Annotated in this window: 28 protein-coding genes and 1 tRNA gene; 7 read left to right on the forward strand and 22 right to left on the reverse strand. The window is 65.2% G+C overall.

Annotation, left to right across the window (positions count from 1 at the left end; genetic code table 11):
* The 5 genes from LKE06_RS19755 to LKE06_RS19775 all read right to left on the reverse strand — a co-directional run bounded on the left by LKE06_RS19755 (position 1) and on the right by LKE06_RS19775 (position 5,614).
* Positions 1-999, reverse strand: coding sequence for an ABC transporter ATP-binding protein (locus LKE06_RS19755; protein WP_228000788.1), 999 nt, complete (start codon positions 997-999; stop codon positions 1-3).
* The gene (locus tag LKE06_RS19760) at positions 996-2,390 is read right to left on the reverse strand and encodes a branched-chain amino acid ABC transporter permease (RefSeq protein WP_228000789.1); all 1,395 of its coding nucleotides are present in this window, start codon (positions 2,388-2,390) and stop codon (positions 996-998) included. The genes LKE06_RS19755 and LKE06_RS19760 overlap by 4 nt, the downstream gene beginning before the upstream one ends.
* Positions 2,387-3,424, reverse strand: a complete 1,038-nt coding sequence (locus LKE06_RS19765) for a branched-chain amino acid ABC transporter permease (protein WP_228000790.1) — start codon at positions 3,422-3,424, stop codon at positions 2,387-2,389. The genes LKE06_RS19760 and LKE06_RS19765 overlap by 4 nt, the downstream gene beginning before the upstream one ends.
* A gap of 89 nt (positions 3,425-3,513) precedes the next feature.
* Positions 3,514-4,755 carry a branched-chain amino acid ABC transporter substrate-binding protein gene (locus LKE06_RS19770; RefSeq protein ID WP_372477392.1) on the reverse strand — a complete coding sequence of 414 codons (1,242 nt, stop codon included), beginning with the start codon at positions 4,753-4,755 and terminating at the stop codon, positions 3,514-3,516.
* Between the two features lie 241 nt (positions 4,756-4,996).
* Positions 4,997-5,614 carry an ANTAR domain-containing response regulator gene (locus tag LKE06_RS19775; RefSeq protein WP_228000791.1) on the reverse strand — a complete coding sequence of 206 codons (618 nt, stop codon included), beginning with the start codon at positions 5,612-5,614 and terminating at the stop codon, positions 4,997-4,999.
* 223 nt (positions 5,615-5,837) lie between these two features.
* Here LKE06_RS19775 and LKE06_RS19780 point away from each other — a divergent pair.
* The 3 genes from LKE06_RS19780 to LKE06_RS19795 all read left to right on the forward strand — a co-directional run bounded on the left by LKE06_RS19780 (position 5,838) and on the right by LKE06_RS19795 (position 7,742).
* A tRNA-Leu gene (locus LKE06_RS19780) sits at positions 5,838-5,924 on the forward strand.
* A gap of 690 nt (positions 5,925-6,614) precedes the next feature.
* The gene (locus LKE06_RS19790; RefSeq protein WP_228000792.1) at positions 6,615-7,235 is read left to right on the forward strand and encodes an arsenate reductase/protein-tyrosine-phosphatase family protein; all 621 of its coding nucleotides are present in this window, start codon (positions 6,615-6,617) and stop codon (positions 7,233-7,235) included.
* An 81-nt stretch (positions 7,236-7,316) separates the two neighbouring features.
* Entirely contained in the window at positions 7,317-7,742 is a 426-nt protein-coding gene (locus tag LKE06_RS19795) for a hypothetical protein (RefSeq protein WP_228000793.1), read from the forward strand.
* Positions 7,743-7,763: 21 nt separating this feature from the next.
* Here LKE06_RS19795 and LKE06_RS19800 read toward each other — a convergent pair whose 3' ends face one another.
* The 11 genes from LKE06_RS19800 to LKE06_RS19850 all read right to left on the reverse strand — a co-directional run bounded on the left by LKE06_RS19800 (position 7,764) and on the right by LKE06_RS19850 (position 19,438).
* Positions 7,764-8,675 (reverse strand): acyl-CoA thioesterase, encoded by a 912-nt coding sequence (locus LKE06_RS19800; RefSeq protein WP_228000794.1) that lies wholly within the window; start codon positions 8,673-8,675, stop codon positions 7,764-7,766.
* Positions 8,676-10,094, reverse strand: coding sequence for a pyruvate kinase (gene pyk / locus LKE06_RS19805; protein WP_228000795.1), 1,419 nt, complete (start codon positions 10,092-10,094; stop codon positions 8,676-8,678). It lies immediately after the preceding gene.
* 103 nt (positions 10,095-10,197) lie between these two features.
* Positions 10,198-10,866 carry an amino acid ABC transporter permease gene (locus tag LKE06_RS19810; protein ID WP_228000796.1) on the reverse strand — a complete coding sequence of 223 codons (669 nt, stop codon included), beginning with the start codon at positions 10,864-10,866 and terminating at the stop codon, positions 10,198-10,200.
* An 11-nt stretch (positions 10,867-10,877) separates the two neighbouring features.
* Positions 10,878-11,630 (reverse strand): transporter substrate-binding domain-containing protein, encoded by a 753-nt coding sequence (locus LKE06_RS19815; protein WP_372477393.1) that lies wholly within the window; start codon positions 11,628-11,630, stop codon positions 10,878-10,880.
* Positions 11,631-11,823: 193 nt separating this feature from the next.
* On the reverse strand, positions 11,824-12,411 hold the full coding sequence (locus LKE06_RS19820) for a TM2 domain-containing protein (RefSeq protein WP_228000797.1): 588 nt from the start codon (positions 12,409-12,411) through the stop codon (positions 11,824-11,826).
* Between the two features lie 281 nt (positions 12,412-12,692).
* Positions 12,693-14,024, reverse strand: coding sequence for a prolipoprotein diacylglyceryl transferase (gene lgt / locus LKE06_RS19825; protein ID WP_228000798.1), 1,332 nt, complete (start codon positions 14,022-14,024; stop codon positions 12,693-12,695).
* Between the two features lie 76 nt (positions 14,025-14,100).
* Entirely contained in the window at positions 14,101-14,901 is an 801-nt protein-coding gene (gene trpA / locus LKE06_RS19830; protein ID WP_228000799.1) for a tryptophan synthase subunit alpha, read from the reverse strand.
* A complete protein-coding gene (gene trpB / locus LKE06_RS19835; protein ID WP_228000800.1) occupies positions 14,898-16,172 on the reverse strand; it encodes a tryptophan synthase subunit beta in 1,275 nt (424 codons plus the stop codon). Before trpB ends, trpA begins: the two co-directional genes overlap by 4 nt.
* Complete coding sequence (gene trpC / locus LKE06_RS19840) at positions 16,169-16,987, reverse strand: indole-3-glycerol phosphate synthase TrpC (protein ID WP_228000801.1); 819 nt, start codon at positions 16,985-16,987, stop codon at positions 16,169-16,171. Before trpC ends, trpB begins: the two co-directional genes overlap by 4 nt.
* 139 nt (positions 16,988-17,126) lie before the next feature.
* Positions 17,127-17,888 (reverse strand): TIGR02234 family membrane protein, encoded by a 762-nt coding sequence (locus LKE06_RS19845; protein WP_228000802.1) that lies wholly within the window; start codon positions 17,886-17,888, stop codon positions 17,127-17,129.
* Entirely contained in the window at positions 17,885-19,438 is a 1,554-nt protein-coding gene (locus LKE06_RS19850) for an anthranilate synthase component I (protein WP_228000803.1), read from the reverse strand. The genes LKE06_RS19845 and LKE06_RS19850 overlap by 4 nt, the downstream gene beginning before the upstream one ends.
* A gap of 149 nt (positions 19,439-19,587) precedes the next feature.
* Between LKE06_RS19850 and LKE06_RS19855 the strand changes: the two genes are divergently transcribed.
* The 4 genes from LKE06_RS19855 to LKE06_RS19870 all read left to right on the forward strand — a co-directional run bounded on the left by LKE06_RS19855 (position 19,588) and on the right by LKE06_RS19870 (position 21,774).
* The gene (locus LKE06_RS19855) at positions 19,588-19,887 is read left to right on the forward strand and encodes a hypothetical protein (RefSeq protein ID WP_228000804.1); all 300 of its coding nucleotides are present in this window, start codon (positions 19,588-19,590) and stop codon (positions 19,885-19,887) included.
* Between the two features lie 50 nt (positions 19,888-19,937).
* Entirely contained in the window at positions 19,938-20,399 is a 462-nt protein-coding gene (locus tag LKE06_RS19860) for a peroxiredoxin (RefSeq protein ID WP_228000805.1), read from the forward strand.
* 91 nt (positions 20,400-20,490) lie between these two features.
* The gene (locus tag LKE06_RS19865; RefSeq protein ID WP_228000806.1) at positions 20,491-21,108 is read left to right on the forward strand and encodes a permease; all 618 of its coding nucleotides are present in this window, start codon (positions 20,491-20,493) and stop codon (positions 21,106-21,108) included.
* Between the two features lie 201 nt (positions 21,109-21,309).
* On the forward strand, positions 21,310-21,774 hold the full coding sequence (locus tag LKE06_RS19870; protein ID WP_228000964.1) for a MarR family winged helix-turn-helix transcriptional regulator: 465 nt from the start codon (positions 21,310-21,312) through the stop codon (positions 21,772-21,774).
* Positions 21,775-21,794: 20 nt separating this feature from the next.
* Here LKE06_RS19870 and hisI read toward each other — a convergent pair whose 3' ends face one another.
* The 6 genes from hisI to priA form a co-directional block, all read right to left on the reverse strand.
* Complete coding sequence (gene hisI / locus LKE06_RS19875; RefSeq protein ID WP_228000807.1) at positions 21,795-22,142, reverse strand: phosphoribosyl-AMP cyclohydrolase; 348 nt, start codon at positions 22,140-22,142, stop codon at positions 21,795-21,797.
* Between the two features lie 64 nt (positions 22,143-22,206).
* Positions 22,207-22,347: a hypothetical protein gene (locus LKE06_RS19880; protein WP_228000808.1), complete on the reverse strand. Its 141-nt coding sequence runs from the start codon at positions 22,345-22,347 to the stop codon at positions 22,207-22,209.
* A gap of 68 nt (positions 22,348-22,415) precedes the next feature.
* On the reverse strand, positions 22,416-23,597 hold the full coding sequence (locus LKE06_RS19885) for a serine/threonine-protein kinase (protein ID WP_308188398.1): 1,182 nt from the start codon (positions 23,595-23,597) through the stop codon (positions 22,416-22,418).
* A 56-nt stretch (positions 23,598-23,653) separates the two neighbouring features.
* On the reverse strand, positions 23,654-24,427 hold the full coding sequence (gene hisF, locus LKE06_RS19890) for an imidazole glycerol phosphate synthase subunit HisF (RefSeq protein ID WP_228000809.1): 774 nt from the start codon (positions 24,425-24,427) through the stop codon (positions 23,654-23,656).
* A 60-nt stretch (positions 24,428-24,487) separates the two neighbouring features.
* The gene (locus LKE06_RS19895) at positions 24,488-25,297 is read right to left on the reverse strand and encodes an inositol monophosphatase family protein (RefSeq protein ID WP_228000810.1); all 810 of its coding nucleotides are present in this window, start codon (positions 25,295-25,297) and stop codon (positions 24,488-24,490) included.
* A 4-nt stretch (positions 25,298-25,301) separates the two neighbouring features.
* Positions 25,302-26,033 carry a bifunctional 1-(5-phosphoribosyl)-5-((5-phosphoribosylamino)methylideneamino)imidazole-4-carboxamide isomerase/phosphoribosylanthranilate isomerase PriA gene (gene priA / locus LKE06_RS19900; RefSeq protein WP_228000811.1) on the reverse strand — a complete coding sequence of 244 codons (732 nt, stop codon included), beginning with the start codon at positions 26,031-26,033 and terminating at the stop codon, positions 25,302-25,304.
* Positions 26,034-26,201: the final 168 nt, after the last annotated feature.

A 26,201-nucleotide genomic window follows, 5' to 3' on the forward strand; every position in this document is an offset into this window, starting at 1 on the left:
CTACCCGTCCGTCCCGTGTGCGCCATCGGCTGCCTCCGCGTCGGTGCCGTCGTCGGGCACACCGAGGTAGGCATTGATCACATCCGGGTTCTCACGGATGTCACCGGGCAGTCCGTCGGCGATCTTGCGGCCGAATTCGAGCACCACGATCCGGTCGGTCACTCCCATCACCAGTCGCATATCGTGCTCGATCAGCAGGACGGTGAAACCGTCGTCGCGGATCTTGCGGATCAGATCCATCAGTGCGGACTTCTCGCTGGGATTGAATCCGGCAGCGGGCTCATCCAGGCACAACAGCTTCGGCTCGGTAGCCAGCGCGCGGGCGATCTCCAGCCTGCGCTGGTCACCATAGGACAGGTTGCGCGCCTTCTCGACCGCTCGTGGCGCGATGCCGACGAATTCCAGCAGAGCCATACCGCGTTCGATGGCCGCGTGTTCCTCGCGGCGATGCCGTGGCGTGCGGAAGACTGCGCCCGGCACCGACGTCTTGTGCCTGGCGTCGGTGCCGACGACGACGTTTTCCAGCGCGGTCATCTCGGCGAAGAGCCGAATGTTCTGGAAGGTGCGCGCGATACCGAGACGGGTGATGGCATTGCGCTTGGTCTTCGTCAGCGGCTTGCCATCGAAATACACGACCCCCGATGACGGCCGGTATACCCCGGTGATCGCATTGAAGCAGGTGGTTTTGCCCGCGCCATTGGGTCCGATCAGGCCGAGGATCTCACCGCGGCGGATCTCGAAACTTACGTCATCCAATGCGGTCAGACCGCCGAATTTGACGGTCAGCCCGTCGGTGCGCAGTAGCGCTTCGCCGACCGGGGTCTCGATTTCGCGGCTCGGCGCGACTACCTCCGCGACCGCGTCGGCATCGCCGAGTTCCGGCAGCACGGCCGTCACGTCGACGACGCCCGCGCTCGGCGCCGCCTCTGGTTCGGCGGCGATCTCCGCTGCCATGTCCTCGTTGTCGAACAGCGCGTCACCCGCGCCCGGCCCGGTCATGCGCGTTCCCCGATCGCCTGGTTGCCGAACGGTTTACGCACGGCCCGATATACCTGCCGCCCGTAGGCGAGCAACTTCTGCCGCGCCGGGAACAACCCCTGCGGCCTGAAGATCATCAACACGATGAGCGTGATACCGAAGAACAGGTATTTGAAGTCGCCGAGCGACTGCGCACCCTGCTCATGGAATTTCAGTACATTCCCGAGCAGCACCAGCAACCCGATGATCACTACGACAATGCCGGCGAGATATCCCCGGCGAACTTGCCGCCGTTGATCGCGAGCCCAGCGCTTCCACCCGAGCACCATCGCTACGATGGCCGCGATCGTGACCGCGAGCATCACGTAGCCGAGCGCACTCTGCTGCACCAACTGCACCGACAGCAACCGGTTCGGCAGGTACACAATGATGAACGCGCCGACGATCACGCCGAGCTTGTTGCCCTGACCACCGATGACGACCGCGCACAGGAACAGCATCGAGTTGATGATGTTGAACCCGCTCGGATTCACGAACTGCACCTGACCCGCGTACAGCGCACCCGAAAGCCCACCGACCGCAGCGCCGATCATGAACGCCCACAGCTTGAACTTGAAGGTGGGCACGCCCATGATCTCGGCCGCGTCCTCGTCCTCCCGGATCGCCACCCAGGCCCGCCCGACCCGGCTACGCTCCAGGTTCCCGACGATCAACAGCACGATGATGACCAACACCATGCCGACCCAGAACCACCACACACCGGAGTTGGCCTTGTCGAAGATGTTGGAGGAGTTGGCATCTCCGACATTCCCGGCGGAGAACACCCCGTTGGGCCGCTCCTCGGACTCTCCGACGCGCGGATAGGCGATACCGGACAGGCCGAGGCTGCCGTTGGTGATGTCGCCGAGATTGTCAGCGAGCAACCGGACGATCTCGCCGAATCCCAGCGTCACGATGGCCAGGTAATCGCCGCGCAGCCGCAGCGTCGGCGAGCCGAGAATCAGGCCGGACACCGCAGTGACCGCCGCAGCCAGCGGCAGACAGGCCAACCAGGCCCAGTCATCGCTGAGCCAGCCGCCGTCGGTCTGGTTCCACGGACTGTTGGGACTGGTCAACAAACCAACCGTATACGCGCCGACGGCGTAGAAGCCGACATATCCGAGATCGAGCAGACCCGCCTGCCCGACAACAACATTCAGGCCGATCGCGATCAGCGCGTACATCGCGAACTGCGCCATCACCCCGCCGAAACTGGTTCCCGGAGTATCCAGGAACGGCGGCGGGTACAGCGGCAGCAGCGCGAGCAGGATGATGGCGGGCACGCCGACCCCCCACTGCGCCGGTCGCGACAACCCGCTCCACCAGGTTCGCAGCGCGTCACCGACGCCGTGCTTGGTTACCTCGTCAGTCATGCGCGCGCCTTTCCGAGGCTTTCACCCAGAATGCCAGTCGGGCGAATCATGAGCACCAGCACCAGCACAACGAACGCGACCACGTCACGCCATTCGGTACCGAAGAGGATCTGACCGTAATTCTCCGCCAACCCGAGCAACAGTCCCCCGAGCAGCGCGCCACGCAGGTTGCCGATGCCGCCGAGCACTGCGGCGCTGAATGCCTTGATACCCAGAATGAATCCGCCCGAGTAGATGATCCCGTTCGGAATCTTGAGCGTGTAGAGCAAGGCTGCCGCGCCGGCGAGCACACCGCCGATGAGAAAGGTCAGCATGATGACCCGCTCGCGTGACACACCCATCAGCGTCGCGGTATCCGGGTCCTGCGCCACGGCCCTGATGCCGCGGCCGAACTTGGTCCGGTTGATCAGAATCTCCGTCAGCGCGGCCAAAATGATTGCGGCGACGATGATTATGATGGTCACGTTGGTGACGTCGGCGCCGCCGAAGCTGAACTGTACGGTCGGTTCGACCAACATGATCGGCTTCTGGGCATTGGTGCCACCGAGCTCGGGCCAAATCTTCGGCACCACGAAATGCATGATCTCCTGGATCACGAACGAAGCGCCGATGGCGGTAATGAGAAAAATCAGTGGTTTGGCGCCGCGCTTGCGTAGCGGCCGATATGCCACCCGCTCCAATCCGACTGCGGCACCGCCGGATACCGCCATTCCGAAGATCATCGCCAGACCCAGATAGGTGACGGTCAGGATGACTCCCTGGGAGTAAACATCGCCGCTCGGTGAGAATCCGAGCAACATGAGCCCGACATACTGACCGAACATGCCGAGCATGAATATTTCTGAATGGGCGAAATTGATCAACCTCAATACGCCGTAGACCAGGGTGTAGCCGACAGCGACCAGCGCGTAGATTGCACCGTAAGACAATCCGTCGACGGTCAGCCGCCAGAAATCATCGATCACTCCCTGGTAATTGAAGTCGATCGAACCGCCGGCGAATTGTGCAGCGCCGGCCAATACTGTTGATGTCATTCGTAATTCGCCCTCATTCAACGGCCCTCACGAAACAGCACGTATGGGGATTCGCGCGAACTCCCATACGTGCTGCGCGTCGTGCCGGGTTACTTGACCGTGTAGATCCAGATCAGCGCGTTGGACAATTCCCCATTGGGGTTCCACTTGTACTGACGCGCGAGGCCGGCACCGTCGTAGGACCGCACGTACTCGAGCAGATCGGGTCGAGTCACCTTGCCGCTATCAATGCCCTTACCGAGGATGGTGGCCAGGTCGTATGCCTCGACCGAGTACACGCCCGACGCCTGACCGTTGAGCGCCTCGTAATCCTTGGCGAACGTCTCCGGAGCCGGGCCACACGGGCAGGTCAGCGTGGCACCCTTGGCCGAGCTGCCCGCCTGCGAAAGGAACTGCGGATCGTTGACGCCGTCGGGACCGACGAAGACGGCCTTGACACCGCCGGACTTCAATTGCTGCGCCAGCGGAGCGCCCTCGGCGTAGTAGCCGGAGTAGAAGACCGCGTCCGGGTTGGCGCTCGCGACCTTGGTGACGGTGGCGGAGAAGTCTTTGTCACCGGTCTTGATGCTGGCCGCGCACGCGGGATCGGCTGCGGCGCCGAGGCCTTCGGTAATGCTCTTGGCCAGGCCGGTGCCGTAATCGCTGTTGTCCTGAATGACGCAGACCTTCTTATAGCCCGCGGTGCCGACCAGGTACTTCGCGACCGACGGCCCCTGCACGTCGTCGTTGGCCAGACCACGGAAGAACGTCGTCCAGCCGTTTTGGGTGAGCGTGGCGTTGGTGGCCGAGGAAGTCAACGAGACCAGGCCGGCATCGCTGAGGATCTTGCCGGTCGCCTTGGACTCACCGGAGAACGCCGGGCCGACCAAGCCGATGATCGACTTGTCGTTGACAATCTGCGGGATGACCTGGGTGGCCTTCTGCGGGTCACCCTCGGTGTCGAACTGCTTGAGCTCGATCTTGCAGCCGGGATTCGCCTTATTGTGCTGATCGACCGAGAGCTTCACACCGTTGGCGATGTTGATGCCAAGTGCGGCATTGGGGCCGGTCAACGCTCCGGCGAAGGCGATGGTGGTGCCCGGCGCACAGGTCGCCTTGCCGTCACCCGCCGGATCGGCGGCCTTGGCCGGATCGGTCGTCGGCACCTGCTTGCCATCGATATCCACCTGCGCGACCGGCTGGATGGACAGCCCGCCCGCATCACCACTCGCGCCGGTAGAACCGGAGTCATTGGTCGATTTGTCACTGCATCCCGTCAACACGAGTGCGGCGGCGGCACCGATAACCAATACACCTCGCGTCGAACGACTGCGCCATGTCGAACTAAGCACGTCTCACCTCTACGTCCTGTGCTCCCCCGGCTCGCCGAGGAGGCCGACCACGTCAGCCCGTCCAGAACATAGCGTCGCTACGTTAGATCCGCATCACATTCGCGTCATGCGGAGTACTTTGTTTCGAATTCTTCTGCGCGAATATGTTTCCGCGAAGTAAATTTTCGCGCCCGCGACCGCCCCAGGGCCACTCGGACACCGGCCACGCCACTTCGGTCCCACCACAACTATCGGGTCGAGATCACTTCGGAGTGAGGTTCTCCAGCACTACCTCGGCTACCGCCTTCATGCTGGTCCGGCGATCCATGGCGGTGCGCTGAATCCATTTGAACGCTTGCGGTTCGGACAAACCCTGCGTCTGCATCAGAACGCCCTTGGCCCGCTCGACCAGCTTGCGTGTCTCGAGCCGGTCGGACAGATTCGCCACCTCGCTCTCTAGCGCGGTGATCTCATGGAAGCGACTTGCGGCCAGCTCGATGGCGGGTACCAGGTCGGACTTGGTGAACGGTTTCACCAGATACGCCATCGCACCCGCGTCGCGCGCCCGCTCGACCAGGTCGCGCTGACTGAACGCGGTCAGAATCACCACGGGCGCAACACGTTTCGAAGCGATCTCGGCCGCGGCGTCGATTCCGTCGCGGCGCGGCATCTTCACATCCATGATGACCAGATCCGGCCGGTGCTCCACCGCGAGATCCACCGCCTGCTGTCCGTCGCCGGCCTCGCCGACAACCTGATAGCCCTCTTCGGTCAGCATCTCCACCAGATCCATGCGGATGAGCGCCTCGTCCTCGGCGACGACGACTCGCTTCGCCCCGGCGTCACGCTTCGTGCCGGCGCCCCCTGCTGTACTGCTCATAGGTAGACCCCTCTGGTTCCGATACTTATCCCGACACGCTGGACGGCGACCGTGGCCCACGTGCCGGTCCGTCTGCCCACCGTCGCGGGAGTCGGGTGATGTAGAGAGTACCTTTCACGTCTGCGTACAACGCATATACCCTGCGCAAAGCCCCTGTTCGCCAGGCACGCGGCATCCCGTTCGCGTCGCACCGTACCGACCCGCTATAGTTTCCTCCCGGTGCGCCGATTTGGCGGAACTGGCAGACGCGACGGTCTCAAAAACCGTTGTCCGAAAGGACGTGTGGGTTCGAGTCCCACAATCGGCACCAAGATCGACCGCGGCCCGGGCTCATCGCGAGCTCGGGCTGCGGTCGCGTCGGGGCAACCCTGCCCCCGGCCGGGGGCATCGAACCGATCGCTTACCCGGCTCGTAATTCCGCGTAAGGTGAGCGTGCGGCACGCACCCGGCTTTGCCGGAGGTTGCGATATGCGGGTGAACAGAACCACGGTCGATCTGTCCGGGTAGCCCGATCTGGTTGTTGCGTGTCTGGGGATGCGCGTACACCGAGTGCGCGGCACCGGATTCCGGCATGAGGCGTACTTCCTGCGGGGTGGAATGGACGCGAGGTACGACGATATGGCCGCCCCGACGGGACTGACCCGATTCGCGCCCGTGGTCGGCGTGGGTGGATGTTCTCCACTCGCGGCCGGGTATACGATCAGCCTGCCAAAATTGCGCCGGTAGTCGATGAATCCACTTACTACGGAACAGAATTCGAGTGAACGCCCGCATTGTTCGATGTGTGATTGAAATAGTTCACATGGAGTAAATCTCGAATGCGCCAGACCTCGACGTCAGATCGGCCGCCGGCGGAAGAGCCGCTACCGCGCATCGCAAACCGATTACTTCGGTGTGGTTCGTGTACAGCAGACAACGCAGAGGTGAATAAGTTCTTGTCGGGGTGTGATTCGTGTTCTTCTCACTTCCGAATCGTTATCTGCCGTCTTACCGTGTCGTTATGCACGTCCTGTTCGTCTGCAACGGCAATGTATGCCGTTCGGTGATCGCCGAGCGGCTCACACATGCCCTCGCTGTCGAACATAAACTCGTCGGCCTCACCGCAGAAAGCTCGGGAACTCGCGCACTGGTCGGCTTTCCCGTGGAACCATTAGCGGCACAGACCATTTCGGGTCTCGGTGCGGACGCCAGCAATTTCCGCGCCCGGCGGCTCGCGCCCGAGATGATCGACAAAGCCGACCTGATATTGGCCATGACCGAGCAGATCCGCGACCAAGCGGCCGAAATGGGATTCGGTGCGGGACCGCGAACCTTCACCCTGCTGGAGGCGCACCGGATCGCGAAGGTGACCGGTGCCGAGACGATCGCCGATCTGCACCGGTCGCGCCACGACCTGTCGATCGTCGGCCGGGAGAACATCGCCGACCCGGTCGGGCTGTCGGAGGCCGCCTTCTGTGAAGTCGGCGACCGAATCGCCGAGGCCCTGGTGCCATTGATGCTGGCATTGAGCCCGCGTGAGCACGCCCGCCCCCACGAGAGCGAACGCAACGGTCTCGTGCTGGCACCGGGCGCCGAGCGCGCACCACTGTCTGCTTTTCTGGCGGCGCAGCGGATCCGGTGAGGCACCGGGGCGTGGCGAGGGTTTACACTGCCCGCGAACAACATCCGCCGTTGATGGTTCGACACACGACAGGAATCAGACATGCCGAAACGAATTTCGGATGTTTCGCTCCATGTTTATGTGACACCGGAAACCCTGGAGCGCATCGTCGATACGGTCCGCACCATCGTGGACGACCACCTGGAAGACCGCGACGTGTTCGCGTGGCGCTTCACGCTGCCCGTCGACGCTGACGCGCCCGACCACAGCCGGCTCGAAACTCAGTGGCGTGTCGAGCATCCCGGCCAGGAGCCGGACGGCCGCCGCACCTTCGAGATCGCACTGAGCCTCGTCGGTGCCCCGCGTGATCTCACCGCACAGGGCATAACGGCACTGGAACGCCGTCTCATGCTGGAAACCTCCAGCAGCTCAACCGATCTCGACATCCCGCGCACGATCCGCGTGCAGCGACGCGACAGCTTCGACTTCGAGAACGAACGCGAGTGGTTCCGCCTCCCCGGATATTAGGTGCAGTCCGGGGAGTCCGTCTCACCGCCGGGACGGGAAGTGCCGGATAATACCTTCCTGCACCGTGGTGGCGAGCAATTCGCCTGTACGAGAAAAGAACCGGCCCGTGGCCAGCCCACGCGATCCCGCCGCCACCGGCGATTCGGTGGCGTACAGCGTCCACTCGTCGAACCGCAGCGGGCGATGAAACCAGATCGAGTGGTTGATGGTCGCCGCCACGATTCGGTCCAGGCCCCAGGACAGGCCGTGCGTGGTGATGATCGAATCCAGCACCGTGGTGTCGGACGAATAGCCGAGCGTCGCAACGTGAATCAGCGGATCGTCGGGCAGCCTGCCGTCGGTGCGCATCCATACCCGGTTGTGGTTGAGCCGCTCGCCGGTGCCCTTCATGATCCAGGCCGGGTCGTTGGTGTAGCGCATGTCGATCGGGTGCGGCGCCTTGACGAACATCTCCAGCTTGTCCTCCAAGCCTTCGAAGCTCTCCTCGATGCGCGGCAGCGACTCCGGATCCGGTACCTCCGGCTGCGCGTGCGCGTGCTCGAGTCCCTTGCCCCAGTCCTGGAATGCCGCGAGCATGACGAACAGCTCCTGGTCGTCCTGCATCGCGGTAACCGTGCGATTGGCCAGCGAGCGCCCGTCACGATGGCGGTCGACCCGGTACTCGATCGGCTTCTTCACATCGCCGCCGCGCACGAAATGCGCGTTGACGGCATGCAAAGGACGGTCGCCGTCGACCGTCCTGCCCGCTGCCACGATCGCCTGCGATACGAGCTGTCCGCCGAACGTACGGCTCCACACCTTCTCCGGATGCTGGCCGACGAAGACGTCCACATCCACCTGCTCCAGATCGAGCAGCCCGAGCAGCACCTGCAGGTCGGCATCCCCCGTCGGTGTCTCATCGACGCCGACGGCACCACCTGACGCGGAACTCAATTAATGGTCCTCCTCACCGATGCGGTGCACGTGGACAAGATTGGTGGAACCGACGGTACCGGGCGGGGAGCCCGCGACGATCACCACCAGGTCTCCCTTCTGATATCGCTCCATCGACAGCAGTGCTACATCGACCTGGTGAATCATCGCGTCGGTACTGTCCACCGTCGGCACGATGAACGTTTCGGTGCCCCATGTCAGCGACAGCTGGCTGCGGACCTCCGGCAGCGGTGTGAAGGCAAGCAGCGGCAGCGGAGTGTGCAGCCTGGCCAGGCGACGGACCGTGTCACCGGACTGGGTGAACGCCACGAGCGCCTTGGCATTGAGCCGCTCGCCGATATCGCGGGCCGCGTAGGAGATGACGCCACGCTTGGTACGCGGCACATGGGTCAGCGGCGGCACCCGCGTCGACTCGGTCTCCACCGCGTGCACGATGCGTGCCATGGTGCGCACCGTTTCGATGGGGTACGCGCCCACCGACGTCTCGCCCGAGAGCATCACCGCGTCGGCGCCGTCTAGCACCGCGTTCGCCACGTCGGACGCCTCGGCCCGGGTCGGGCGCGAGTTCTCGATCATCGACTCCAGCATCTGGGTCGCCACGATGACAGGCTTCGCGTTCTCCCTTGCCATTTGGATGGCCCGCTTCTGCACGATCGGCACCTGCTCGAGCGGCAGCTCCACGCCCAGGTCACCACGGGCGACCATCACGGCGTCGAAGGCGAGCACGATGGCCTCGAGATTGTCGATGGCTTCGGGCTTCTCCAGCTTGCCGATCACCGGCACCCGGCGGCCGACGCGATCCATCACGTCGTGCACGAGTTCCACATCCGAAGCCGAGCGCACGAACGACAGCGCGATGAAGTCCACGCCGAGCTTCAACGCGAACTCGAGATCCTCGATGTCCTTTTCCGACAACGCGGGTACCGAAACGTCCATGCCCGGCAGCGAGACACCCTTGTTGTTGCTGACCGGGCCTCCCTCGGTCACCCGGCAGATGACATCGTTGCCCTCCACACCGGTCACGGTGAGCCCGATCTTGCCGTCGTCGACCAGCAGCCGATCCCCCGGCTTGGCATCGGAGGCGAGTTCCTTGTAGGTGGTCGAGACACGATCGTGCGTGCCGACGATGTCGTCAACGGTGATCCGGACCTCTTCGCCGGTCGCCCACACCGTGCGGTCCTCGACGAACCTGCCGAGCCGGATCTTCGGGCCCTGCAGGTCAGCGAGAATACCGACGGCACGACCGAGGTGGTAGGAGGCCTGTCGCACCTTCTTGTAATTCTCGGCGTGGTCGGCGTGTTCGCCGTGGCTGAAATTAAGCCGCGCCACATCCATGCCGCTCTCGACGAGTTCTCGAATACGGTCCTCGGTGGCAGTGGCCGGGCCGAGAGTGCACACAATCTTCGTCCGTCGCATCACGAGTAGAGCCTAGTCCCGCATGGGGTGGTCGACATGTCGCGGCCTCGGTGAAACCTGGGTGAAAAATATGCACCGCGCCTTGGCGAACGATACGAACCCGGCCTCATCGCGCGATGTGCCGACTCAGCCGCGTTTCCAGACGGGTCTGCGCGAAGCCGAGGATCAGGCAAATTACCCAGTAATAGATCGCCGCGACACCATAGAGCGCGAAGAAATCGAACGTCGGAGCCGCCGCGATCTGAGCCACCCGCAGCAGTTCGGTCACCAGGATCGTCGAGGCCAGCGAGGTGTCCTTCACCAGGGAGATGAGTGTGTTGGACAGCGGCGGCACTGCGATGCGCGAAGCCTGCGGCAGGATGATCAGCCGCATCATCTGCCGATACGACAGGCCCAGTGCCTGCGCGGCTTCCCACTGTCCCTTGGCCACGCTCAGGATCGCCGCGCGAACCACCTCCGCCGCGTAGCCGCCGACATTGAGGCTGAATGCGATCACCGCCGCCGGAAACGAGGCCAGCACGATATGGAATTGCGGCAGTGCGTAGAACACGATGAACAGCTGTACCAGCAGGGGCGTTCCCCGGATGATCGAGATATAGAACTGGGCGATGGCCGAGACCAACCGCACCGGCGACATTCGGGCCAGCGCCACAATCACCGCGAGAACCAGGCCGATCGCGAAACTGATCGCGGTCAGCGGGATGGTCTTGGTGATCGTGGCCTGCAACATCGGCCACAGGTTGTGCCAGATGAGTTCCCGCGTAGCGGCATCCATGGCTGTGGCTGCTACTTGCTGACGTCGATGCCGAAGTACTTCTCGGAGATCTGCGCGAGCTTGCCCTCGGCGCGCAACTGATCGAGCGCGGTGTTCACCTGCCCGATCAGCGCGTCGTCCTTGCGGGCCGCGAAGGCCTGCTGGCTGGTCTCGCCGGTCTTGCCGGAGACCTTCACACCGGTGTCGCCGGTCTTTTTGGTGTATTCGGCGACAGCGAGGGTGTCATTGAGGGTCGCATCGACGCGACCGTTCTTCAACAGCTGGATTGCCTGCACGAAACCTTCGACGGCTTCGACTTTCGCGCCCGCGCCGGAAGCGACCTTGCTCCAGTTGCTGGTCGAGGATTGGGCGCAGGTCTTGCCGTTCAAGTCGGCCAGGGTGCCTATTCCATTGTTGTCGGCGCGCGTGACGATAACGCCCTCGGAGGTGGTGTAGGGCTGCGAGAGCGAATACTTGTTCTTGCGCTCGTCGTTGATCGTCACCTGGTTGGCGACCAGGTCGAAGCGGTCGGACTCCAGACCCGCGAAGATCGCATCCCACGGAGTCTGCACGAATTCGACCTTCTTGCCGAGTTTTTCGGCCACCGCCGTCACCACGTCGATGTCATAGCCGGTGAGTTTGCCGTCGGATCCCTGGTAGCTGAACGGTGAATAGGTCCCCTCGGTGCCGACCTTGATGACGTTCGGATCGTCACTGGCGCACGCGGACAGCCCGGTGGTGGCGACGATGGCGAGCATGGCGGCGGCGAACAGCTTGCGACGCACGGGATCCCTCTCTTCGGTGCGTGGAGTGTCCACACACGACACACAGAACGGCCACAGTACGCCCGGATTGTTTCGCTGAACAGTATCGCGATCACCGTGATCGAATCGGTTGTACCACCACGCTCGCGCCGAAAGGCACCACACCGTCGAGGTCGAACGGTGCGGCGCCCCCCGGGTGCTGCTCGGAGCGACCTCAGTCGCGCAGCGGGCGATTCTCGCTGTCGGGCACCTTGCCGGTCAGCATCATGATGCCGTCGATCAACGGCCAGATGGCACCGATACCACAGGTGAGCCACGTGACGGCGATCTGCGCGATCGCGATACCGGTGTGACCGGTATAGAACCGGCCCGCACCGAAGCTGCCGAGGAAGATCTCCAGCAGACCCGCGACCAGCTTCTGCTTGTCCGAGTACGGCACACCGAACGGGTCACGGCCCCACGGGGCTTCGGGATCATTCGGGTTGTAGCCCTGCGGTGCTGGGTATGGCGCGGGCGGGTAACCGCCCGGCTGCTGCCCGTACGGGTCCGCAGGCTGACCATACTGGGGCTGGCCGTACTGCGGCTGACCGTACTGCTGCGGTTGACCGTACTGCTGCGGTTGACCGTACTGCTGCGGCTGAGCGTACGGGTCACCCTGCGGGGGCTGCGGCTGACCATACTGATCGGGCTGCGGGAGTTGCGGCTGGCTCGGCTCGGCCTGCTTGTTCAAGTCCGGACCCGTACCGGGCGGGCCGTACTGGGGGCCGCCCACTCCTGGGTTCTGCTGGTAAGGGTCGGTCACTAATGTCCTCCTCATTCGTGCGGGCACCCTGTGCTGGCCCCCGGCCTTTCGAACCGCCGAACAGCGTCGCCCCCGACGATCACGGATATTCTTGCCGCAATCGACGTCGTTGTCGCATTGTTGCCCGACGCTGGGCAGTCCTGCGGCATGGCCGCAGGACTCCGTTTGGTTATCGCGGTGCGGGCGCATGGTGTTGCCGCCGCACCGGATCTACTTGCCGCGCTGAATTTCCCTCTGGGCTCTCGGCTGCTGGGTTTCGGCAGCGCCCGGAGAAACGGGAACTATTTCTTGCCGGGCTCGGCCGCGGCCTCTGATTCGACGGGCTTCGCGGACTCGACGGGCTGCTTCGATTCGACCGCGGTCTCGGACTCGGTGTCCGCCGACTCGACGGACGTCGCGTTCGTCGCGGCCTCGACCGTTTCACCCTCGACGGGCTCGGCAGGCGACTGCGACTCATCATCCCGCGCAGGTTCTGCAGCCTCGTCCGAGTCAGCAGCCTGCTCCGAAACCGCGGAGTCCCCGGCATCGGCGGAGTCCCCGGCATCAACGGAGTCCACTGCCTCGGAGGTCTTCCCGGAGACGTCCTGCGCCGACTTCTCGCCAGATTGCTCCGATCCGGCGGCCCCGTCCTTCCCGAGATCCTTCTCGCCGTCCTTCTCGAGCTCGACCGCCTGCTCCTGCTCGGCGGCGTTTGCGGCATCGGCGGCGGCCGCACGCAGGGCACCGAACTGCCACGGCCACGGTCGCGGCCCGCTACTGGGCTGCAGCTGCTGAGCGGCCTCACGGCCCTTCGTGGCGAACACGAAGTACGCGATTGCCGCCAGGAACACCAGCGCCGAGGTGAACGAGTTGATGCGGATACCCGCGATCTTGGTCGCCTCGTCATCGCGCATCAGCTCGACGAAGAAACGACCGAGGCAGTACCCGGCTACATAGAGCGCGAACAGTCGTCCGTGGCCGATCCGGTAGCGCTTGTCCAGCAGCACGAGCAACACCACGATGAGCAGGTTCCACAGCATCTCGTAGAGGAAAGTGGGGTGCACGACCCGATCGACGACACCGGTAGAGACGCCGTTCATCATGTCCAGCTTGCCGTCGTCGCCGACCCGCCGATAGATCTCCAGCCCCCAGGGCAGGTCCGTGTCGCGGCCGTACAGCTCTTGATTGAAGTAGTTGCCGAAGCGGCCGATGGCCTGGGCGAGCAGGATCGGCGGCGCGATGGCATCACCCAAAGCGGGCAAAGGAATTCGATATACCCGGCAACCGATCCAGGCGCCGACACCACCGAGGAAGACTGCGCCCCAGATGCCGAGACCACCCTGATAGATCTTCAACGCGTCGATCGGATGACCGTCGGCGCCGAAGTACTTCTGCCAGTCCGTGGCCACGTGATAGAGACGACCGCCGACCAAGCCGAAAGGCACCGCAAACATCGCGACATCGAGCACCGCGCCAGGTTGGCCGCCGCGCGCACGCCAGCGCCGCTCGCCCCACCAGATGGCGACAATGATGCCGACGATGATGCACAGGGCGTACGCCCGCAGCGGGAATGGCCCGAGCTGCCATACGCCCTGGGCGGGGCTAGGAATGTAGGCCAGAACGTCTGATGTCACGGGGCCACCGTAGCGGAGCACGGCCGCGTGGCTGTTATCGGCCGTATCGGTCGCCGCCGATTACCGGCACGACCTGCTAGGAGGCGACAGTCGCCGAACGTACGCCCTCGGCGAGTTCCGAAGTCAACTTGCGAACCGCGTCGAGACTCTCACCTGCCGCCGTCACCAAGGCCGAGCCGACGATGACACCGTCTGCGTACGAAGCGATTTCGGCCGCCTGGGCACCGGAGCGAACACCGAGCCCGACACCGATCGGGATATCGGAGTGGGCTCGGATCCGCGCACACAGCGCGGGCGCCGCCGAGGACACCGCACTGCGGGCGCCGGTTACCCCCATGGTGGAGGCCGCGTAGATAAAACCGCGACTGGCTTCGAGGGTCTTCACCAGTCGCTCCTCGGTGGAGGACGGCGCGACCAGGAAGATCCGGTCCAGATCGTGCGCGGCCGAGGCGACGAACCAGTCGTCGGCCTCCTCCGGGATCAGGTTCGGAGTGATGATGCCGGACCCACCGGCGGCGGCCAGGTCACGCGAGAAGCGGTCGACACCATACTGCAGCACCGGATTCCAGTAGCTCATCACGACGGCCTCGCCGCCCGCGGTGGTGATCGCCTCGACCACCGAGAACACGTCGCGCACCCGGACACCACCACGCAATGCCTGCTCGGCGGCGACCTGAATGGTCGGCCCGTCCATCACCGGATCGGAGTAGGCGACGCCGACTTCGACGATGTCGCAACCGGATTCGACCATGGCGCGCACCACGTCGATGGAGCCGGCCAGGTCAGGGTAGCCCGCGGGCAGGTAACCGATCAGTGCGGCGCGATTGTCGGCGCGGCAGGCCGCGAAGGTGTCGGCGAGGCGGGACTGCTGGCTCATTGCTGGATCTCCTCATCGGCGTCGTGTTCGTCGAACAGCCCGAACCACTTCGCCGCGGTGTCCATGTCCTTGTCGCCGCGACCGGACAGGTTCACCAGGATGATCGCGCCCTCGCCCAGTTGCTGGCCCAATTTCAGCGCGCCCGCCACCGCGTGCGCGGACTCGATCGCCGGAATGATGCCCTCGGAACGGCTCAGCAGCAACAGCGCGTCCATCGCCTCGGTGTCGGTGATCGGCTCGTATTCGGCGCGGCCGATGTCCTTGAGGTAGGCATGCTCGGGTCCGACGCCTGGATAGTCCAGGCCGGCGGAAATGGAATGCGATTCGATGGTCTGGCCGTCTTGGTCCTGTAGCAGGTACGAGTAGGCGCCCTGGAACGCGCCGGGCGTGCCACCGGTGAAAGTAGCCGCGTGCCTTCCGGTTTCGACACCATCACCAGCCGCTTCGTAACCGATCAGCCGGACGTCGGGATCGTCGAGGAAGGCATGGAAGATGCCGATGGCGTTGGAGCCACCGCCGACGCATGCGGTGACCGCGTCGGGCAGCCGACCGGTGAGCGCCTGCACCTGGACGCGAGCTTCCAGGCCGACAACACGCTGGAAATCGCGCACCATCAGCGGGAACGGATGCGGGCCCGCCGCGGTGCCGAAACAGTAATAGGTGTCCGCGGCGTTGGTGACCCAGTCGCGCAGTGCCTCGTTGATGGCGTCCTTGAGGGTCTGCGAGCCGGTGGTCACCGAGACGACCTCGGCACCGAGTAGCCGCATCCTGGCCACGTTCAGCGCCTGCCGCGCGGTATCGACCGCACCCATGTAGATGATGCATTCGAGACCGAGCAGCGCGCACGCGGTGGCGGTGGCGACACCGTGCTGGCCCGCACCGGTCTCCGCGATCACCCTGGTCTTGCCCATGCGCTTGGCCAGCAACGCCTGCCCGAGCACATTGTTGATCTTGTGTGAACCGGTGTGGTTCAGATCCTCGCGCTTGAGCAGAATGCGCGCGCCACCGGCCTGCTCGGCCAGCCGACGGCATTCGAACACCGGGGACGGGCGGCCGGTGTAGTCACGCTGTAGCCGATCCAGCTCGTCGAGGAAATCAGGATCGAGCCTGCACTTCTCATACTCGGCGGTGACCTCCTCGATCACCGCCATCAGCGCCTCGGGCACATGCCTGCCGCCGTAGACGCCGAAGTGACCGCCCGCGTCCGGCTCATGGCCGCTGCGCTGGTGTACGCCTTCGCTGGCCTTGGGTAGGGCTGTCACCGGCGTCACCGGCCCCGCCGCGCGGGCTTCGGGCAGGACGGATGGGTACCCGCGGTCGCCAATTCCGATACGGCGGCACGCGGATCACCACTGATGACCAAGCCCTCGCCAACCAGCACCGCGTCGGCGCCCGCGCCGGCGTAAGCCAGCAGATCGGCGGTGCCGCGAATACCGGATTCGGCGATCCGGATGACCTCGGTGGGCAGACCGGGAGCGATCCGCGCGAACACGTCGCGATCGACTTCCAGGGTCTTCAAGTCGCGGGCGTTCACGCCGATCACCGAGGCGCCTGCCGTCAGCGCGCGGTCCGCCTCTTCCTCGGTATGCACCTCGACCAGCGCGGTCATGCCGAGCGATTCGGTGCGATCGATGAGCGAGGACAGCACATCCTGTTCCAGCGCCGCGACGATCAGCAGGATGACATCCGCGCCGTGCGCGCGGGCCTCGTGAATCTGATAGGGGCCGACCACGAAATCCTTGCGCAGGATCGGAATACTCACCGTGGCACGGACCGCGTCGAGGTCGTCGAGCGAGCCGTGGAAGCGACGCCCCTCGGTGAGCACGCTGATGATGCGCGCGCCACCGTCTTCGTATGCCTTGGCCAGGCTGGCTGGGTCCGTGATGTCGGCCAGTTCGCCCTTCGACGGGCTGGCCCGCTTGACCTCGGCGATGACGCCGATACCGTCTTCGAGGAGCGCGGCGCGCGCGTCCAACGGCGACGGCGCCGCGGCAGCGGCGGCCTTGATCGCCTGGAAGTCCAGGAGGGCTTCCCGAGCGGCCACATCCGCACGGACCCCGTCGAGAATCGAGTCGAGTACCGTCATCTGGCTCGAATCCTTTCTGGGGAGACGCAACATGCTGCCTGAGAATCCCCCCAGGCGCTGTCTCACCGATGCTGTCAAAGAATAAATGGCTGCTTGCGGCGCACCTGCGCCGGGGTTTGCGGGGATCCGCTCATCCTCCTTACGGGGCATGTTTGCCCTGATCATCCTCGGCCGAGTGCGCGGCGGCGCGGTCGGGTTGCCCAACCTCCTCGGTCGGGTCGGTGCCCGCATCGAGCGCGTCCCACAGCACCCGCTCGGAAAGTTGCGCCGAGGACGAATTCGCCCCGGCGACAGCCTCTTCGGTGCGCCGCTGGGTCACCTCTTCGGTGGCCGCGGCGCGACGGAACACCGGATTGTCGTATTTGCCGGATAGTCGCGCGGAGTCCTCCGGCATGCGGGCCAGCAGCACGGCCGCCGTGAAGGCCGCCAATGCGCCGGCGAGCGAGAGCACCGCCGGGAAGGGTGCGGTCACCACCTCGGCTACCGTCGCGCGGCCGGGTAGCTCGGCGAGGGTCGCCGCGCGGGCGGCGGTCGCGGACGACTTGGTCAGCAGGGCGAAGGCGGGCACCGCTGTCACCGCCGCAAGCAGTCCGATCAGCACGCCGCACATCCGTCGCAGCCACCCACGGGTGGCAAGCACGGCCGCGATCGAGGCCAGCAATACCAATGCCAATGGCGTCAGCGCGCCGAACCAGACACCGCCGTTGAGATGGTCGGTCCGTGCTTCGGTGAGCCCGTCGGCGGAGGTCACCGTCACCCAGGTCAGCCGCGACGAGCCCCACAGTGCCGCCGCGCCGAGAGCAAGCAGCACGATCGCGACGATCGGGTACTTGCGGCGCGGAGCCGGAGCCGCCGCGTCCGGGTTTGGTGACGCGTCCGGGGTTGGTGACGCATCGGTCATTGGGTGCCGCCGGTCCCCGGTTCCGAGCCGAATACCCGGACGGTCTTCGCGGCCGCAACGGCTTTCAACACCGCCATCGCCTTGTTGCGGGACTCGACATCCTCGTAGTCCGGATCGGAATCGGCGACGATGCCCGCGCCCGCCTGCACATAAGCGGTGCCGTCCTTGAGCAGTGCCGTGCGAATCGCAATCGCGGTGTCGGCGTCGCCCGCGAAATCGAGATAGCCGACGACACCGCCGTAGACGCCGCGCCGGGTGGGCTCCAACTCCTCGATGAGTTCCATCGCCCGTACCTTCGGCGCACCGGACAGCGTGCCCGCCGGGAAGCAGGCCCGCACCACGTCCAACGCGATCTTGCCGGGCGCCAACCTGCCCGACACGGTCGACACCAGGTGCATGACATGGCTGTATCGCTCGATGTGCCGGTACTCGGTGACCCGCACCGTCCCCGGCTGACACACCCGGCCCAGGTCGTTGCGCCCGAGATCGACGAGCATGAGGTGCTCGGCGTTCTCCTTCTCGTCGGCCAGCAGGCCCTTTTCCAATAGCAGGTCGTCCTCCTCGGTGACGCCACGCCACCGGGTGCCCGCGATCGGATGTGTCGTCGCGACACCCTCTTTCACCGTCACCAGGGATTCGGGGCTGGAGCCGACGATGGAGAACGCGGTGCCGCCCGCGCCGTCGGGAATGTGCATCAGATACATGTACGGGCTCGGGTTCGACGCGCGCAGCATCCGGTACAGATCCAGTGGTTGGCCGTCGTAATCCATCTCGAAGCGCTGCGAAAGCACCACCTGGAACGCCTCGCCTGCCTCGATCTCCTTGACCAGCCTGCGCACCCCGACACCGAACTCCTCCGTGCTGCGCCTGCGCAGGAACTCGGGCTCGGGTTGATCGAAGACCGACACGGTCGATTCCGACGGCGCGGCCAACGCGCGGGTCATCCGGTCCAGCCGGGCGACGGCGTCGTCGTAGGCCTCGTCGACCCGTTCGTTGGTGCCGTTCCAGTTGACCGCGTTGGCGATCAGCGTGATCGCGCCCTCATGATGGTCGAACGCGGCCAGATCGGTGGCGAGCAGCAGCACCATTTCGGGCAGCCGCAGATCGTCGGCGGCCAGGTTGGGCAGCCGTTCCATCCGGCGCACCGCGTCGTAGCCGAGGTAGCCGACCATGCCACCGGTCAGCGGCGGCAGGCCGGGCAGCCGCTCGGTCTGCAACAACCGCAGTGTCTCACGCAACGCGACCAGCGGATCACCGCCCGATGGCGCGTCGACCGGAATGTTGCCCAGCCAGGTGGCGGCACCGTCGACGACGGTCAGCGCCGACGGACTGCCCGCGCCGATGAACGACCAGCGCGACCACGATCGCCCGTTCTCCGCGGACTCGAACAGGAAGGTACCGGCCCGATCACCGGCCAGCTTGCGATAAGCCGACAGTGGAGTTTCGGAGTCCGCCAGCACCTTTCGGGTCACCGGAACCACCCGATGTTCCGCGGCCAGCTGGTGGAACTGTTCGCGGGTCGTGGTGGTGGGAGTCGACGCGCCAGGCATAACACCATCATCCCAGGGCACAATCCCGTGCTGCGCCCGGCCCGTCGTGAGGCCGCTCGCCGCCCCGCGAGTGATCCCGCTGTGGCGGCCGTCACTACACTCGCCGCATTCCCTTATCCCGCGGTATCCATTTCGAGAGGAGACAACTGATGTACCCCTCGCAACCGGTTGCGCCGGAGGGGCGGCATGCCGCAGGACCGGGTACGCCCGGTCAGCCTATGCGGATGGCCGCCCTGAAGTCGGTGGATGGTTCCACCGCCTCGAATGCGCTGGCTTCCTTCGTCACCTATGTGAAGGCACTCGAAGCACTCGACAGACACCACTTTCCCGACGAGTACGCCACGCACAGCGACCGCATCAGGGAGCTACGGCCTTTCCTGCACGCGCACGGAATTCTCGACGTCATGGAGATCAAGAACCCAGAGATCGCCGCGCTCATCGGCGGCTGACGTCGCTGGCAGGTACCGGGCACCGGCCCGGCCCGGTACTGTCCAGCTCTATGGAAACAGGTCGGCTCGCACCGCAATTCGAGCTTCCCGATCAGTCCGGCACGCCCCGTTCGCTCGACGCGTTACTCGCCGACGGTCCGGTGGTGCTGTTCTTCTACCCCGGCGCCAACACTCCGATCTGCACGGCGGAGGCCTGCCACTTCCGGGACCTGGCCGCCGAATTCGCGGCACTGGGCGCTTCATGCGTCGGCATCAGCGCCGACGGTGTCGATACCCAGGCCGGGTTCGCGGCCAAGCAGAATCTCGGCTATCCCCTGCTCTCCGATAGCGATGGCACGGTCGCCGCGCAGTTCGGCGTCAAGCGTGGGCTGCTCGGCAAGCTCGCTCCGGTGAAGCGGCAGACCTTCGTCATCGACCCTGACCGCACCGTCGGCAAGGTCATCACCGGCGAGCTGCGGGCCAACGCGCACGCCGACGAGGCATTGAAGTTCCTGCGCGAACGCGTGCGGTAACGGCGTTTCCGCCGCGACATTCGAGACGGTCGTATCAAAACGCCGTGTGGATGATCGACTGCCCGCCACGCACCCGACTTAGGCTGAATCCATGACTTCGACGCAAGGTCGTCCGGAAGCCCAGAAATCCACGTTCACCACGTGGCGCACTCGGATCATCGGCGGCGCAGCGGTCCTCGCCGTCCTGGTCATCGTGTACTTCATCCTGGCGGCATTCATCCCACGCTGGTGGGCACAACGCGTGGCATCTATGGTGCACGGCAGTTTCGGCAAAGGGATCGGCTGGGGGCTGTTCTACGGCGGATTGCTCACCGTCATACCGCTTTTTCTGCTGTTGCTGGCCGCGCTCACGTGGCGCCGCAAGGCGGGCAAGGTGATCGCGGGCGCGGCGGGCGCGCTGGCGGTACTGATCGCCATCCCGAACCTCATGACGTTGAGCATCGTGCTCGGTGACAACAGTGCCGCCCATGCGGGCCAGCGGATTCTCGATGTCGACGCACCAGCGTTCCGCGGCGCCGCGCTGGTCGGTGCCATCACCGCGGCGATCGTTTTTCTGTTCGCGCTGGCGCTGGTCGCCCGCCGAGGCTGGCGGCGCAAGCATCCGGCTAAGCCGGTGCCGGAGACTCCTGCGGTCAAGTCGGCGCCCCTGTCCGGGGACTTGGCCGCAACGACTGAGGACACGAGGGCAACACATCAGGAAGGTATGTGAGTAACCTCACGACAACCAGCACCGTTATGACGGTCGAGCGAAGTCGTGGCAAACTTGTTGTCGCAAGTGACTATGAACATTACTTTCAATAATCGCTAGGCTCACTAACAAGAACACGTCACTTGGCTCGAAAGAAGGCAACCAGTGACGAAGTGGCTCGACCCCGTCGAACAACGAGCTTGGCGCGCGATCGTGGCGCTGATGACCCGACTACCAGGCGGCCTTGATACGCAATTGCAGCGCGAATCCGGCGTGACGCATTTCGAATACTGGGTCTTGACCCTGCTGTCGGAAGAACCGGGCCATCGACTGCAAATGAGTGAGCTTGCCCACAAAGCAAATGCATCGCTATCACGACTTTCCCATGTGGTGTCGAAGATGGAACGCATGGGCTGGGCGCAGCGGTCGGCAACGACCGGGCGACGCGGCGTGCAGGCAGTACTGACCGAGGACGGCTACTCGAAGGTCGTCGAGGCGTCACCGGGCTATGTCGATGCCGTACGCCGGTTGGTGTTCGACGGCTTGGACGCCGGGCAGACGGCACAGTTGGCCGAACTCAGCGATATCCTCGCCGTCCAGGTCACCGAGACGCTGATCAATATCGAGGAAAACGCGGGTAGCGCGGACAAACAGACGAAGTCAGCGGACAAGCAGACGAAGTCATAGGGCGGGAACACCCGCCCCGTTCAGGACTGGCCGGCCAGGAGCACATCGGCGTCGAAACAGGTGTGGGCGCCGGTGTGACAGGCAGCGCCCTCCTGATCGACGACCAGCAGGATGGTGTCGCCGTCGCAGTCGAGCCGGACCTCATGCACGTACTGGGTATGCCCGGAGGTCTCCCCCTTGACCCAGTACTGCTGGCGGGAACGCGAATAGTAGGTTGCCCTACGGGATTCCAGCGTCCGAGCCAGCGCCTCGTCGTCCATCCAGGCCACCATCAGCACATCACCGGTTCCGCGTTCCTGCGCCACGGCGGACACGAGCCCGGCGTCGTTGCGTTTGAGCCGGGCGGCGATGGCGGGGTCCAGAGTCATGGCACCGTTATAACAGGACACACAGGGCGTCCATTCCACGCGGTCTGGTGTTCGCACTCATTATTCATGTGAGCGCGGTACGCAATGCCGCACCGGTGTCGCCGGTCTCGTCCAGTGCGGCGGTGAGCCATACCCGGTATGGCTGGGGCTCTACCTCGACATCGCCGTCCGCGAGAATCACACATTCCGGCGCGGCGGGTTTCACTCAGACCGATTCGAACGCACCGATCGGGTCCGATCCAGCGGACCGGGTGCCGGTGGCCGGTTCGGTGGTTATATTCCGAGCAAGGACTGAGCCACCAGGCCGATAGCGATGATAACGACGGTGAACGCCACGATGCCGCCGACGATGAGAGCGACCCTGTCGTTGGATCCACCGCCCGGCGGCTGGTTGTAGCCGTAGGGCGGCGGAGCCGCCTGATAGGCCGGTGGCGGCGCGGGAGCGGGGTATGCGGGCCGGACGGGGTACGGCTGCGAACCCGGGCGCTGTTGCGGCTGATGCTGATTCTGCGGCTGATGCTGCGGGCCGGAATGCGGATTCGCCTGCGGCATTTGGCGTACTGGCATCGGCGGCGCCGTCGCGGTCGGCTGCGGGGCACCGGTGACGGGCATCGCGTGCGGCGCCGACATCCGCAGCGCGCGATACACGGCCTCGGCGAATTCGGTGCATGACCCGAACCGGTCATCGGTACGTTTGCCGAGCGCACGAGCCAGCACCTCGTTCATGGCGGGTGGCAGATCGGGACGCAGCGCGGTTACCCGGGGCGGTGGCGATTGGAGATGGCCCTGGATCACCGCGGGTGGACTCGGCGCGGCATACGGTGCGGTGCCGGTCAGCAGCCAATACAACGTGCACGCCAGCGAATACTGATCCGATCGGCCGTCCATCTCGGCGCCGGTCAACTGTTCGGGCGCCGCGTAGGCCAGCGTCGCGGTAAAGGTTCCGGTCAGCGTGAGGTGGCCCGCGTCGTCACGCAGGCGTGCGATACCGAAATCGGTCAGGAACACCCGCTCTTGGCCGCCGGTCGCGCGAGCCAGCATGATATTGGCAGGCTTCACATCGCGGTGCAGGACGCCGCTGCCGTGCGCGAAATCCAGGGCCTTCGCGGTTTCGGCGACGATCTGCGCAGCCCTGGTCGGCGGCAGTTTTTTCGGGTCGATCGTCGAAGCGTCGATGCCGTCGACGAATTGCATCGAGATCCACAGCTGATCATCGTCGACGCCACGGTCGAAGACGGTGACGATATTCGGATGATCCAGCTGCGCGACAAGATCCGCTTCGCGTTCGAACCGTGCGCGAATCTCGCTATCGGAGAACAACTCCGGGTTCAGCAGCTTCAACGCCATCGATCGTGGCAGCCGCGGATGCCGAGCCAGATACACCGAGCCCATGCCACCGCGGCCGAGGACGCGCTCGATGCGATAGCCGGCGAACACCTCGCCGTTTTGCAGCACGCCGCACCTCCGATCGCAGACTTCAGCCGAACCGACCCTAGTTGATGCGGGCCAACCTATCGAACGACGATCTTCTCCTCGCGCATGGCGCGCTTGACCTCGAGAATGCTGAGGTCACCGAAGTGGAACACGCTGGCGGCCAGCACCGCGTCGGCACCCGCGTGCACGGCGGGGGCGAAATGCTCGACCGCGCCCGCTCCCCCGCTGGCGATCACCGGCACCGTGACCGCCGCACGCACCGCGCGGATCATCGGCAGGTCGAAGCCCGCTTTGGTGCCGTCGGCGTCCATCGAATTGAGCAGGATTTCCCCGACACCGAGTTCGGCTCCGCGCGTGGCCCATTCGATCGCGTCGATACCGGTGCCGCGTTTGCCGCCGTGCGTGGTGACCTCCCAGCCCGACGGGGTGTTGGGTTGGCCCTGCGGGACGGTCCTGGCATCGACCGACAGCACGATGCATTGCGAACCGAATCGTTCGGACATCTCACGTAGGACCTCCGGCCTGGCGATGGCGGCGGTATTGACCGACACTTTGTCCGCGCCCGCGCGCAACAGCCGATCCACGTCCTCGACCGTGCGGACGCCACCGCCGACGGTGAGCGGTATGAAGATCTGCTCGGCGGTGCGGGTCACCACGTCGATCATGGTGCCGCGGTCGCTGGTGGAGGCGGAGACGTCGAGGAAGGTCAGTTCGTCCGCGCCCTGTAGATCGTAGGCGGCGGCCAGTTCGACGGGATCACCCGCGTCGCGCAGGTTTTCGAAGTTGACGCCCTTGACCACCCGGCCCGCGTCGACGTCGAGGCACGGAATCACGCGTACCGCCAAACTCATCGGCTCACCCTTTCCCTCATGCGCAATCGCCGCATCGGCATTGCCGCTTGCCGGGTACCCTCACGCATCTTCTGCGACCGCGCAAATCATTTCGAGCAACTCTTCGTGCACGCCCGGCGCGGCGGCGAGCACCGAGCCGGAGGTGATGGTCCACGGCCGGCCCGCCAGATCGGTCACGACACCGCCCGCCGCGCGCACCAGCGCCACGCCCGCGGCGTTGTCCCACGGATGATGCCCGAACACGATCGCGCCGCCGAGTACGCCCGAAGCGACGTAGGCGAGATCGATGCCGGTGGAGCCATGCATACGCACCCGCGAGGACAGCCTGCTCAGCGAGCCGAGCAGGTCGAAACGGAACCGGCCGGGAATGCGTCCGGCGGAATCCATATTGAACGCGCCGAAGCCGATCATTGCCTCACCGAGGGTGCCTTGCGGCAACGGCGGCAGTGGCTTGCCGTCCAGCAGCACCGGGCCGCCGGACATCGCGGCATAGCGACGGCCGAGCACCGGCAGCCAGGTCAGCCCGAGCAACGGGTCACCGTCACGCACCAATGCGAGCAGCATGCCCGAAAGTGGGTGTCCGGATGAGTAATTGAAGGTGCCGTCGATCGGGTCGAGCACCCAGGCGGTGCCGGAGGTGAGCTGTGGTCCGCCGAATTCCTCGCCGTGCACCTCGATGCCGGTACGCCGCTCGAGCTGGGCGGTGATGGTGCGTTCCAACTCCAGGTCGAGCTCGGTCGCAAAATCGTTGCACCCCTTGGCGACCGCGCTCGGCGCGCCGAGACCTTCGACGAAACGCGGACCGGCGGAGTCGAGAACGTCACCCGCGATGGCGAGCAGGTCGGCTAGGTCATGGCTGTTGGCGGACACCGTTTCAGCGCACCGCGGCGAGGGCGTCGGGCAGCGTGAAATGGCCCGCGTACAGCGCTTTGCCGACGATCGAGCCCTCGACGCCGTCGGGAACAAGTTCAGCGATCGCGATCAGGTCCTCGATGGTTGATACGCCGCCGGAGGCGATGACCGGCGCGTCGGTAGCGGCGCAGACCTCGCGAAGCAGATCCAGGTTGGGGCCGGTGAGGGTGCCGTCCTTGGACACGTCGGTGACCACATACCGGGTGCAGCCGTCACGTTCCAGGCGCTCGAGCACCTCCCACAGGTCACCGCCGTCGCTGACCCAGCCGCGACCGCGCAGCCGGTGCTCGCCATCGACGATGCGCACATCCAGGCCGACCGCGATCCGGTCACCATGTTTGGCGAGGGCGCGCGCACACCACTGCGGATCCTCCAGTGCGGCGGTACCGAGATTCACCCGCGCGCATCCGGTGGCCAGTGCGGCCTCCAGGGAATCGTCGTCACGAATACCGCCGGACAATTCGACCTGCACGTCGAGTTCGCCGACGACCTTGGCGAGCAGTTCACGATTGGAGCCGCGCCCGAACGCCGCATCGAGATCCACCAGGTGCACCCAATCGGCGCCTGCCTCTTGCCAAGCCATCGCCGCATCGCGGGGCGAGCCGTAGCTGGTTTCGCTACCCGCCTCCCCCTGCACAAGGCGCACGGCCTCTCCATTGGCGACATCGACAGCGGGTAGCAGCACAAGACTCACAGCAGCAGCTTAGTAGCTCGCCGCAGCCGTCCGCGCTTCGGCCTGCGGATATGCGGCCGTGACTACCCTCGCCGTCGACGTGGCCCGCTGGCTGCTCGACCGTTCGGCGGGCTCCATCACTGCGAATGTCCTGGCTCCCGGCCGGTCCCGCTCAACCGTTGCTGTGAT

This window comes from Nocardia australiensis, from assembly GCF_020733705.1.
Classification (GTDB): domain Bacteria; phylum Actinomycetota; class Actinomycetes; order Mycobacteriales; family Mycobacteriaceae; genus Nocardia; species Nocardia australiensis.